This window comes from Pseudomonas sp. BN515 (genome assembly GCF_029873155.1).
GTDB lineage: Bacteria > Pseudomonadota > Gammaproteobacteria > Pseudomonadales > Pseudomonadaceae > Metapseudomonas.
Map to the genome: position 1 here is coordinate 1 of NZ_SSOH01000052.1, position 11858 is coordinate 11858.

Annotated in this window: 8 protein-coding genes; 7 read left to right on the forward strand and 1 reads right to left on the reverse strand. The window is 64.5% G+C overall.

What is annotated here, in order from left to right; genetic code table 11:
* Positions 1 to 1490 (reverse strand): aldehyde dehydrogenase family protein (locus E8E91_RS13510; RefSeq protein ID WP_280376172.1); only part of this gene is annotated, 1490 nt, incomplete at its 3' end.
* A 455-nt stretch (positions 1491 to 1945) separates the two neighbouring features.
* On the opposite strand from E8E91_RS13510, the gene peaA reads away from it, so the two are divergent.
* The 7 genes from peaA to E8E91_RS13545 all read left to right on the forward strand — a co-directional run.
* A complete protein-coding gene (gene peaA / locus E8E91_RS13515) occupies positions 1946 to 3463 on the forward strand; it encodes a quinohemoprotein amine dehydrogenase subunit alpha (RefSeq protein WP_280376179.1) in 1518 nt (505 codons plus the stop codon).
* Positions 3464 to 3536: 73 nt separating this feature from the next.
* On the forward strand, positions 3537 to 4967 hold the full coding sequence (peaB, locus tag E8E91_RS13520; protein WP_280376173.1) for a quinohemoprotein amine dehydrogenase maturation protein: 1431 nt from the start codon (positions 3537 to 3539) through the stop codon (positions 4965 to 4967).
* Position 4968: 1 nt separating this feature from the next.
* Complete coding sequence (gene qhpC, locus E8E91_RS13525; RefSeq protein ID WP_280376174.1) at positions 4969 to 5292, forward strand: quinohemoprotein amine dehydrogenase subunit gamma; 324 nt, start codon at positions 4969 to 4971, stop codon at positions 5290 to 5292.
* A gap of 29 nt (positions 5293 to 5321) precedes the next feature.
* Positions 5322 to 6446, forward strand: coding sequence for a quinohemoprotein amine dehydrogenase subunit beta (gene peaD / locus E8E91_RS13530; RefSeq protein WP_280376175.1), 1125 nt, complete (start codon positions 5322 to 5324; stop codon positions 6444 to 6446).
* A 313-nt stretch (positions 6447 to 6759) separates the two neighbouring features.
* Positions 6760 to 8460 (forward strand): AMP-binding protein, encoded by a 1701-nt coding sequence (locus tag E8E91_RS13535; protein ID WP_280376176.1) that lies wholly within the window; start codon positions 6760 to 6762, stop codon positions 8458 to 8460.
* 192 nt (positions 8461 to 8652) lie between these two features.
* Positions 8653 to 9681 carry an AraC family transcriptional regulator gene (locus E8E91_RS13540; RefSeq protein ID WP_280376177.1) on the forward strand — a complete coding sequence of 343 codons (1029 nt, stop codon included), beginning with the start codon at positions 8653 to 8655 and terminating at the stop codon, positions 9679 to 9681.
* Positions 9682 to 9761: 80 nt separating this feature from the next.
* Positions 9762 to 11858, forward strand: a 2097-nt coding sequence (locus E8E91_RS13545) for a methyl-accepting chemotaxis protein (RefSeq protein ID WP_280376178.1), incomplete at its 3' end; no start/stop codon positions are given.

The following is an 11858-nucleotide window of genomic DNA, read 5'->3' on the forward strand; positions in this document are numbered from 1 at the left end:
AGCTTGATCAGCACCGACTTCAGCTCGGTGTAGTGCTCGATGGCCGCCGCGCCCATTTCGCGGCCGACGCCGGAGAGCTTGTAGCCGCCGAAGGGCAGGGCCGGGTCGAGGGCGCTGTGGCAGTTGACCCACACCGAGCCGGACTTGATGCGCGGCACTATGCGGTGCACCGCCGCGAGGTCGTTGGACCAGATGCTGGCGCCGAGGCCATAGGGGTTGTCGTTGGCCATGCGGACCACCTCGTCGATGTCGTCGAAGGGCATGGCCACCAGCACCGGGCCGAAGATTTCTTCCTGCACCAGGCGGTGCTGCTGGTCGACGTCGACGATTACCGTCGGCTTGACGAAGTAGCCGGGACCGAAGCCTTCGCCGCCGCAGGCGATGGTGGCGCCGAGTTCGCGGCCGAGGTTGATGTAACCGGTGACGCGGTCCTGCTGCTTGGCGGAGATCAGCGGGCCCATCTGCACGCTCGGGTCGAGGCCGTTGCCGAGCTTCATGCCGTTGGCGATGCCGGCGATGTCGGCGATCACGTTGTCGAAGTGCTTGCGGTGCACATACAGGCGCGAGCCGGCGCAGCAGACCTGGCCCTGGTTGAAGAAGATCGCGCTGGCAGCGCCGGCGGCGGCTTCCTGGAGGTTGGCGTCGGCCATGACGATGGTCGGCGACTTGCCGCCGAGTTCCAGGGTCACGCGGGTCATGTTGTCCATGGCCGCCTTGCCGATCTGCTTGCCGACTTCGGTGGAGCCGGTGAAGGTCAGCTTGTCGACGCCCGGGTGGCGGGCGAGGGCGGCGCCGGCATTCAGGCCGGTGCCGGTGACGACGTTGAACACCCCGGCCGGGTAGCCGGCTTCCAGCACCAGCTCGGCGAGCTTGAGGGCGGTCAGCGGGGTTTCGTCGGCGGGTTTGAGCACCACGGTGCAGCCGGTGGCGAGCGCCGGACCGAGTTTCCAGCAGGCCAGCATCAGCGGGAAGTTCCAGGCGACGATGGCGCCGACCACGCCGACGGCTTCGCGGCGGATGTAGCCGTGGAACTGGTCATCGGGCATCAACGGCAGGGAGGCGTCGACGGTGGTGCCTTCGATCTTGGTGGCCCAGCCGGCCATGTAGCGGAGGAAGTCGATGGCCAGCTGCACGTCCATGACCTGGGCCACGGCGGCGCTCTTGCCGTTGTTCAGGCACTCCAGCTCGGCCAGTTCCTGGGCGTCGCGCTCCATCAGGTCGGCCAGGCGCCACAGCAGGTTCTGCCGCTCGCGCGGACGCATGCGGCTCCAGGCGGAATCGTCGAAGGCCTGGCGGGCGGCCTGCACGGCGCGGTCGACGTCTTCGGCGGTGGCCGAGGGCACGTTGCCGAGGACTTCGCCGGTGGCCGGGTTGCGGAAGCTCATGGTGTTGCCGCTGACGGAGTCCTGCCATTCGGCGCCGATCAGCATCTTCAGCTTGCGATTGAGGAAGGCATTGGTCTGGGGGAGGACGGGCAGGTCAGCGAGCATGGGGGAAGCCTCTGTTCATTGAAGTTGTACCCAGCTTTCGCAACCCCCATGCCAAGGCCGTAAAGGTCTCGTAAGGCAATGATTTAAAAGGAATTATCAGGTTGTTTCGGGGCGCCGCCGAAGTGCTCGCTGTTGCACTTTGAGACTCGCTGAGACGGGCCTGGAACAGTCGCACTGTCTACCTTTACTGGATGCTGGGTGGTGCAGTCTCAGCGTGGAACAGTCTGTCGCGAAATTAGACGCCGGACCCTGCCGCCAGCATCCCTGCCAAGCCTGCGTTTTACGGCTAAATCGTTGTAATAAAAGGACTTTCAATGGCATGGCACACATTGTGTATTTGCCGTGACAACTGCACCCGCTCCGCCGTGGGGTGCAAATCATAAGAACAACACCGTGGAGGTCTGACCTTGAAGACGACTCGACTCCGGCAGCACGCGGGCACCCTGGCACTGGCCATGGCGTCCCTCATGTTCGCCCAGGCCCATGCAGCCGAGGAGGGTCCAGCCCTCCTCAAGTCCAAGTGCATGGGTTGCCACATCCCCGAGGGCAACGATACCTACAGCCGCATCAGCCACCAGCGCAAGACCCCTGAGGGCTGGCTGATGAGTATCGGACGCATGCAAGTGATGCACGGCCTCCAGATCAGCGATGGCGACCGGCGCACCCTGGTCAAATACCTGGCCGACAAGCAAGGCCTGGCCCCCAGCGAAACCGATGGCGTGCGCTATGCCATGGAGCGTCGTCTGAACACTGTCGAGAAGTTCGACGACCAGTTGAGCCAGATGTGTGGCCGCTGCCACTCCGGTGCCCGCGTCGCCCTGCAGCGCCGTCCCGCCAAGGAGTGGGAACACCTGGTCAACTTCCACCTCGGCCAGTGGCCGTCTCTCGAATACCAGGCCCAGTCTCGCGACCGCGACTGGCTGGATCTCGCCCTCAAGGAAATGGTGCCGGAACTGGCCAAGCGCTTCCCGCTGGAAAACCAGGCCTGGGCCGACTGGCAGAAGGCCAAGCCCAAGGCCGATGCGCTGCCTGGGCAGTGGAGCTTCAGCGGCCACATGCTGACCAAGGGTGACGTGCGTGGCGTGATGACCGTGACCTTGGAGGCCGGTGACACCTTCAAGGTGGAGGTGAAAGGCCAGTACGCCGACGGCACGCCGTTCAACGGCAGCGGCTCGGCCATCCTCTACAACGGCTACGAATGGCGCGGCAACGTGAAGGTCGGCGAGACCAATCTGCGCCAGGTGTTCGCTGCCCTGAACGGCGAGATGAAGGGCCGTATGTTCGAGGCCGAGCACGACGAGCGCGGCCTGGACTTCAGCGCCGCCAAAGACGGCAACGCCAAGTTGCTGGCCGTGCAGCCCGCGTTCATCAAGGCCGGCAGCGAAACCGAGCTGACCCTGGTAGGCAGCGGCCTGAAGGGCACGCCTGACCTCGGTGCTGGCGTCGAAGTGGTGAAGGTGCTGGAGGTCACGCCGAAGCTGGTCCGCGTCAAGGTCAAGGCTGCCGCTGATGCCGCACCCGGCGTGCGCAGCGTCGCCCTCGGTGACCTGAAAGGTGTCGATCTCGCGGTCTACAAGGACATCGCCGAAGTGAAGGTGGTGCCCGAGTTCTCCATCGCCCGTGTTGGCGAGAACGGCGGCTCCACGCCCAAGGTGCAGGGCCGCTTCGAGGCCGAGGCCTGGGGCAAGGGTGCCGATGGCCAGCCGTACCGCATTGGCTACCTGCCGGCGAAATGGTCGGTCGAGCCCTTCGACGAGCGCGCCAAGGAAGACGAGGACGTGAAGTTCGCAGGTCAGATGCAGAAGGACGGCGTCTTCATTCCCGGCGGCGCCGGTCCCAACCCGGAACGCAAGATGATGACCAACAACGCCGGCAACCTGAAGGTGATCGCCCAGCTGGAAGAGGGCGGCCAGAAGGGTGAGGGCCACCTGATCGTCACCGTGCAACGCTGGAACAACCCGCCGATCCCGTAAGCGGTATCGGCTCGGGCGGGGCTTCCCCGCCCGGATTCGCAACGACGATTGGGAAGAATTCCGGGAGGTCGCCATGGGCGCAATCTTGAATCTGGTCGAACGCAACCTGCACGAAGTGCGGGTGGATGCCGACCGCATGCTGTTCCATATCCCGAGCAGTTCGCTGTTCGCCGCTGATGAAGTCACCGGTGGCATCATCGACGCGCTGCGCCAGCAGAGCTGCTCGTCCGAAGACCTGGTGCAACGCCTGGCCGGGCGTTTCGCCGGACAGGACATCAACGAAACCCTGCGCGAGCTCATCGCGCTGGAAGTGGTGAGCGATGGCTCGCCGCTGACGCCGGAGATCGGCATCAGCAAGGTGGAGCGTACGGCGCTCAATACCGTGGTGCTGAACGTCAACACCGGCTGCAACCTGAGCTGCACCTACTGCTACAAGGAAGACCTGGACAAGCCTTCCGCCGGCAAGAAGATGGGCGCGGAAACCGCCGAAGCTTCGGTGGAAATGCTGCTCCGCGAATCGCCCGATGAAGAGCGCTACAGCGTGGTGTTCTTCGGTGGCGAGCCGCTGTCCAACCGGCCGCTGATCGAGCACATGGTGGACTACTGCGAGCGTCGCTTTGCCGAGGCTGGCAAGCAGGTGGAGTTCATCATGACCACCAACGCCACGCTGCTCACCGAAGAGATCATCGACTACCTCAATGCCCATCGCTTCGGGCTGTCGATCAGCATCGACGGACCGAAGACGGTGCACGACCGCAACCGTATCACCGTGGGCGGGCAGGGCACCTATGACGTGGTGCGGCGCAAGGTCGACCTGCTGCTGTCGCGCTATCGCAGCCGGCCGGTGGGCGCGCGGGTGACCCTGACCCGCGGCATCACCGACATCGAGACCATCTGGAACCACCTGTTCAACGAGCTGGGTTTTGCCGAAGTCGGCTTCGCGCCGGTCACCTCGGGCGACATGGCGAATTACAACCTGACCAGCGAAGAGTTGGTGGAAGTCTTCGCCAACATGAAGGCCCTCGGCCGTCGCTATCTGGAAGCTGCGTTGGAGCACCGCAACATCGGTTTCTCCAACCTGCATCAGTTGATCACCGACATCCACGAAGGCCACAAGAAGGCACTGCCCTGCGGTGCCGGCCTGAAGATGCTGGCGGTGGATCACAAGGGCGAGCTGAACCTCTGCCACCGTTTCACGGGTTCCAGCATGCCGACCTTCGGCAATGTGCACAGCGGGGTGAAGCAGGTCGAGCTCAACGACTTCCTCTCCCAGCGCCTGGACCGTTCCGGCACCGGCTGCGACACCTGCCGCATCCGCAACCTGTGCTCCGGTGGCTGCTACCACGAGAGCTACGCCCGCTACGGCGACCCCACTCACCCGACCTATCACTACTGCGAGCTGATGCGCGACTGGGTGGACTTCGGCATCGAAGTCTACAGCCGCATCATGGCCGTCAATCCGGCCTTCATCAGCAGCTACATCTCTCCGCGGAAGGCGCACTGACATGAAACATCTGAAGCCGCTCAACAACAAAGCGCAAATGCTCGAAAAAGCCGCAGCCGAAGATCGCATCGAAGAAGTCGTGGCCATGAGTGCGGTGGCCGGATGCACCGCCACCACCGACCCGGGCTGGGAAGTGGACGCCTTCGGCGGGGTGAGCTCGCTGTGCCAGCCGATGGAAGCCGACCTCTACGGCTGCTCCGACCCTTGCTGGTGGCCGGCCCAGGTGCCCGACATGATGAGCACCTACCAGGACTGGAACGCCCAGGCGTCCAACTCCGCGGAGGATTGGCGAAACCTCGGCACCGTATTCCCGAAAGACAAATGACCGGCGACAAGAACAAGAGGGGAAACCGCATGAAACTCAAAGCCATCGCCAGCCTGGCGACCGCCGTCGCCGGCTTCGCACTGGGCGCCAATGCCTGGGCCGCTGATGCAGCCGGTCCGGCGCTGAAGGCCGGTCATGAATACATGATCGCCACCAACTATCCGAACAACCTGCACGTGGTCGATCTGGCCACCGACAGCCTGTACAAGACCTGCCGCCTGCCGGACGCCTTCGGTCCCGGCACCGCCATGATGGCGCCGGACCGCAAGACCGCGTTCATCCTCAACAACCACTTCGGCGACCTCTACGGCGTCGACCTGGACGACTGCAAGACGGTGTTCCACGCCAAGCTGTCGCAGAAGCCGGGGGAGAAGGTGCGCTCGATGTTCTCCTTCGCCCTCAGCCCGGACGGCAAGGAGCTCTACACCACGGTCAACCCGACCCAGATGATGAGCGACCATTACGTGGTCAAGCCGCCGCGTCTGGAAGTGTTCCGCACCAGTGATGGCCTCGACGCCAAGCCGGTTCGCAGCTTCCCGATGCCGCGCCAGGTCTACCTGATGCGCGCCGCGGATGACGGCAGCCTGTTCGTCGCGGGGCCGGACATCTACAAGATGGACGTGCAGACCGGCAAGTACGAGGTGGCGGTGCCCGGCCGCAACTGGCAGCGCCCGAACTACAGCGCGCCGGACGTGCTGTATTTCTGGCCGCACCAGACGCCGAACCACGAGTTCTCGATGCTCTACACCACGGCCAAGTTCAAGGATGAGAAGCAGGACCTGGCCACTGCCGACTTCATCTATGGCTACGTCAGCATCGACCTGAAGACCGGCAAGTCCACCGTCCAGGACTTCGCGCCGCTGACCGAGCTGTACTTCACCGGCCTGCGCTCGCCGAAGGACCCGAACCAGATGTTCGGCGTGCTCAACCGCCTGGCCAAGTACGACATCAAGGAGCAGAAGCTGATCAAGGCCGCGAACCTTGAGCACACCTACTACTGCGTCGCCTTCAACACCGAGGGCTCCAAGCTCTATCTGGCCGGCACCTTCAACGACATCGCGGTGTTCGATCCGGACAGCCTGGAGAAGGTGAAGAACATCAAACTGCCGGGCGGTGATATGGCGATCACCACGACGCAGGTGTTCGTGAGGTAAGCGGAGTAGGGGGTTGTAGGGAATCTTGTGGGAGCGAATTCATTCGCGAATGGGCAGCGCAGCTGTCCCCTGGAGTTCGCTAGGGCAGGACTTCGTCCTGCTTCGCGAATGAATTCGCTCCCACAGATCGGGTTTGTCGGCTATGGGGCGAACCCATATCCGACCAATGAGTCACTAGACAGGAAAACCGGCTTTATTTACCTTTACGTTTACGTAAAGGTAAATAAAGCCCAATTACGTACCGGGCCTCTCTGCCGTAGTCGAGGCCAGTTGATCAGCGTCGATCCCAGCACAAAGACAAGAAGGGAAAGCCATGAATCACCAGAGCTACACCCGGGGGCGGCAGGACAAGGACCTGCTCGCCATGACCATAGGCGCGGCATTCGATGCCACGGTTGCCAAGTTCCCCGAGCGCGAGGCGCTGGTAGTCAGGCATCAGGGCCTGCGCTACAGCTGGAAGGAACTGGCAGAGGCAGTGGACCGTCACGCCCGTGCCTTGCTCGCCCTGGGCCTCAACAGCGGCGACCGCCTCGGCATCTGGGCGCCCAACTGCGCCGAGTGGTGCATCACCCAGTTCGCCAGCGCCAAGATCGGCGCCATCCTGGTCAACATCAATCCGGCTTACCGCAGCAGCGAACTGGAATACGCCCTCAAGCAATCCGGTTGCCGCTGGGTGATCTGCGCCGATGCGTTCAAAACGTCCGATTACCACGCCATGTTCCTCGGCCTGGTGCCCGAACTTGCTGCGGCCGAGCCGGGCAGCCTGAACTGCGAGCGCCTGCCGGAACTGCGGGGCGTGGTCAGCCTCGCCGCCAAGCCGCCGGCCGCGTTCCTACCCTGGACTGAACTGCAGCAGCGGGCAGGGGAGGTGAGCGTCGGCGCCCTGGCCGAGCGCCAGGCCAGCCTGCAGTTCGACGACCCGATCAACATCCAGTACACCTCCGGCACCACCGGCTTCCCCAAGGGCGCCACCCTCAGCCACTACAACATCCTCAACAACGGCTACATGGTCGGTGAGAGCCTCGGCCTGACCGAGCAGGATCGCCTGGTGATCCCGGTGCCGCTGTACCACTGCTTCGGCATGGTGATGGGCAACCTGGGCTGCGTGACCCACGGCTCCACCATGATCTACCCGGGCGACGCCTTCGACCCGCTGACCACTTTGCGTGCCGTGTCCGAGGAGAAGGCCACCGCGCTCTACGGCGTGCCCACCATGTTCATCGCCGAACTGGATCATCCGCAGCGTGGCGAGTTCGACCTGTCCAGCCTGCGCACCGGCATCATGGCCGGCGCCACCTGCCCGATCGAAGTGATGCGCCGGGTGATCAACGAGATGCACATGAGTGAAGTGCAGATCGCCTACGGCATGACCGAAACCAGTCCGGTATCCCTGCAGACCGGCCCGGACGACGAACTGGAACTGCGCGTGACCACCGTCGGCCGCACCCAGCCGCACCTGGAAAGCAAGATCGTCGACGCCGAAGGCCGGATCGTCCCGCGCGGCACCATCGGCGAACTCTGCACCCGTGGCTACAGCGTGATGCTGGGCTACTGGAACAACCCGCAGGCCACTACCGACTCCATCGACCCGGGCCGCTGGATGCACACCGGCGACCTCGCTTCCATGGACGAGAACGGATACGTCTGCATCGTTGGACGCAGCAAGGACATGATCATTCGCGGCGGCGAGAACGTTTACCCGCGCGAGCTGGAAGAGTTCTTCTTCACCCACCCGGCCGTGGCCGACGTGCAGGTGATCGGCATTCCCTGCAGCAAGTACGGCGAAGAGATCGTCGCCTGGATCAAGTTCCACCCCGGCCACACTGCCACCGAAGAGGAGCTGCGCGCCTGGGCCAAGGAACGCATCGCCCACTTCAAGGTGCCGCGTTTCTTCCGCTTCGTGGATGCCTTCCCGATGACGGTGACCGGCAAGATCCAGAAGTTCCGCATGCGTGAGATCAGCATCGAGGAACTGACGCCGCCGAAGGACGACAAGGTGACGGCGATTCGCTGAAAGGAGCCGGGATGACCGTTGTGGGAGCGAATTCATTCGCGAATGGGCAGCGAAGCTGCCCCATGCAAATTGACTGGCAGGACTTCGTCCTGCTTCGCGAATGAATTCGCTCCCACAGGTTGGTCGTTCCGCTACAAATCCAGTGATGGTCCATGCAATATGGCGCCCCCTGATTGGAGCAGCTCACTGGCAATGACAGGCACGTCCGCCGAGAAAGGCACCATCTCCGTCCGCCTGGTCCACGAAGCCCTGCTGGAATTGCGCCAGCGGGGCTTTGACGATTCAGGGTTGCTGAACCGGGCAGGCATTCCCGCCGAGCTGCTGGCCAAGCCCTATGGGCGGGTGTCGTCGCAACTCTATGGAACGCTCTGGCTGCTCATCGCGCAGACCATGGACGACGAGTTCTTCGGCATGAATCCGCGGCGGATGAAGTCGGGCAGCTTCGCCTACATGACCCGCGCAGCGGTGAAGGAACCCACCGTGGGGGCGGCCCTGGAGCTGTCCCTGCGTTTCCTCGAACTGGTCTTCGACGGTCTTTCGCCGCGCCTGGAACGTCGTGGCGGTCTTGCTGACATCACCCTGGATGAGCCCGAAGGCCAGCAATGCCGTGCCTTCAGCTATTTCACCCTGTGGCTGATGATTCACGGCCTGATGTGCTGGCTGGCCGGGCGGCGCATTCCCATCCTCGGTGTCGACCTGCGCTGCACGGTGCCGGACTACATCGAGGACTACCGGGTGATGTTCAGCACCAACCTGCGCTTCTCCCGTCCGCAGAGCCGGCTGTTGTTCAACGCCGACTGCCTGGAGCTGCCGGTGCGTCGCAGCACTCGTGACCTCAAGCGTTTCCTCGGTGGCTTGCCGGCGAACATCCTGGTGCGTTATCGCGACCCGCAGAGCCTGGCGGCGCGCATCCGCGCCTACCTGCGCAGCATCAAGCCCGAGCGCTGGCCGGATGTGGAGGCGTTGTCCAGCCACTTCTACATGGCGCCGTCCACGCTGCGCCGCAAGCTGTCCCTGGAAGGGCAGTCCTATCAGGGGCTCAAGGACCAGGTCCGCCGCGACCTGGCCATCGCCCGGCTGGACCACGGCGAAGGCAACTTCACCGAGCTGGCCTTCGAGCTGGGATTCGCCGACACCAGCGCTTTCTACAAGGCCTTCAAGAAGTGGACCGGTTCGACCCCCGGCCAATACCGTTCATTGATCCATCCCGACTCAAGTTGAAGCCGTTTTCTGCCGCTATATAGAAAGGCGCGCCATGTCCGCGCCCCATTGCCGATCCGAAGTAAACAGGACCTTTGCCCATGCCCCTCAACCGACTTTCCATCCAGTGGAAGATCACCCTGCTGGCCGGCCTCTGCCTGCTGGCCATCGTTGCCGTGCTGATCGGCATTTCGCTCTACCGCATGGGCGCTGGCACCGAGCTGGTCAAGGCGAACAGCGCGCAGATGCTGGAAGCCTCGGCCCGCGAGCGCATGGAGGGGGAGGGCAAGGTGCAGGCGCTGACCATCCAGCGTTACTTCCTGTCGGCCTACCAGGACGGCCTCAACTTCTCCCGTCAGGTGCTGCTGCAGAAGCGCCAGGCGCAGAAGCTGCAACGGGACAGCCAGGCCCTGCGTGAGGATCTGAACCAGCAGGTGAAGGAAGCCCTGCAGGCCAACCCGCAGCTGCTCAGCCTCTACCTGGTGTTCGAGCCGAACGCGCTGGATGGCAGTGACGCGCTCTACGCCAACCGCACGGAACTCGGTAGCAACGAGGTGGGCCGCTTCTCCGCCTACTGGGCGCAGCGCGGCGGCCAGCTCAGCACCCTGGCACCCACCGAAGCGATGATCAGCGACGCCACGCCGATGCTCGACGGCAGCCCGTTCAACACCTGGTTCAACTGCCCGAAACAGACCCTGAAACCCTGCCTGCTGGACCCGTACTTCGACGATGCCTCGGGCCAGAAGACGCTGATCACCACGCTGACCTTCCCGGTGATCGAGGACGGCAAGATGCTCGCTGTGGTCGGCATGGACATCAGCCTGAGCAACCTGCAACAGCTGGGCAGTGCCGGTAGCCAGGGCCTGTATGACGGGCAGGGCGCCATCAGCATCCTCAGCCCCGCCGGCCTGCTCGCCGGCTATAGCGCGGATGCCGGCCTGCTCGGCCAGGGCTTGGCCAAGGCCTACCCGAACGAAGCCAATGCGCTGCTCGGCCTGCAACGCGAGGGCAAGGCCCACGAGCAGCAGGCCAATGACCATCTGCAGGTGCTCGCGCCGTTGCAGCCGATCCCCGAATCCAAACCCTGGGCCGTGCTGCTGGACGTGCCCATGCCGACCCTCCTGGCACCGGCCCTCGAACTGCAACAGGACCTGGATGCACGTAACGCCCAGGGCACCTGGCTGGAGCTGCTGTTCGGCGTAGCCGCCGCCGTCGCCGGCCTGCTGCTGGTCTGGCTCACCGCCCGGGGCGTGACCCGGCCGATCCAGGGCGTGGCCAGCATGCTCAAGGACATCGCCAGCGGCGAAGGCGACCTGACCCGCCGCCTGGACTACGCCCGCCAGGACGAGCTGGGTGAGCTGGCCGGCTGGTTCAACCGCTTCCTCGACAAGCTGCAGCCGATCATCGCCGACGTGAAACGCTCGGTGCAGGACGCCCGCGGCACCGCCGACCAGTCCGCCGCCGTGGCCAGCCAGACCAGCGCCGGCATGCAGCAGCAGTACCGCGAAGTCGACCAGGTGGCCACCGCCTCCCACGAGATGAGCGCCACCGCCCAGGACGTCGCCCGCAGCGCCGCCCAGGCTGCCGAAGCCGCTCGCGGCGCCGACCATGCCACCCAGGAAGGCCTCGGCGTGATCGGCAAGACCACCAGTGCCATCGAGCAACTGGCCAGCGAGATGAGTGCGGCGATGGAAGAAGTGCAGGCGCTGGCCAACAGCAGCGAGCAGATCGGCTCGGTGCTGGAAGTGATCCGCGCCATCGCCGAGCAGACCAACCTGCTGGCCCTCAACGCCGCCATCGAGGCGGCGCGGGCCGGCGAGGCCGGGCGCGGCTTCGCGGTGGTGGCCGACGAGGTGCGCAACCTGGCCAAGCGCACCCAGGACTCGGTGGAGGAAATCCGCCAGGTGATCGAGGGCCTGCAGCACGGCACCCGCGAGGTGGTCGGCTCGATGCATAGCAGCCACCGCCAGGCGCAAGGCAGCGTCGAGCAGGTGGAGCAGGCGGTGGCCGCCCTGCAACGCATCGGCGAGGCGGTGACGGTGATCACCGACATGAACCTGCAGATCGCATCCGCCGCCGAGGAACAGAGCGCGGTGGCCGAGGAGATCAACCGCAACGTGGCGGCGATCCGCGACGTCACCGAATCCCTCTCCGGCCAGGCCGAGGAATCGGCCCAGGTCAGCCAGGCCCTGAACCGC

What these genes read in the sequence shown, in the direction of transcription:
- peaA (WP_280376179.1), top strand. Translation starts at nt 1,946, where the DNA reads ATGGCGTCCCTCATGTTCGCCCAGGCCCATGCAGCCGAGGAGGGTCCA.
- qhpC (WP_280376174.1), top strand. Translation starts at nt 4,969, where the DNA reads ATGAAACATCTGAAGCCGCTCAACAACAAAGCGCAAATGCTCGAAAAA.
- peaB (WP_280376173.1), top strand. Translation starts at nt 3,537, where the DNA reads ATGGGCGCAATCTTGAATCTGGTCGAACGCAACCTGCACGAAGTGCGG.
- E8E91_RS13540 (WP_280376177.1), top strand. Translation starts at nt 8,653, where the DNA reads ATGACAGGCACGTCCGCCGAGAAAGGCACCATCTCCGTCCGCCTGGTC.
- peaD (WP_280376175.1), top strand. Translation starts at nt 5,322, where the DNA reads ATGAAACTCAAAGCCATCGCCAGCCTGGCGACCGCCGTCGCCGGCTTC.
- E8E91_RS13535 (WP_280376176.1), top strand. Translation starts at nt 6,760, where the DNA reads ATGAATCACCAGAGCTACACCCGGGGGCGGCAGGACAAGGACCTGCTC.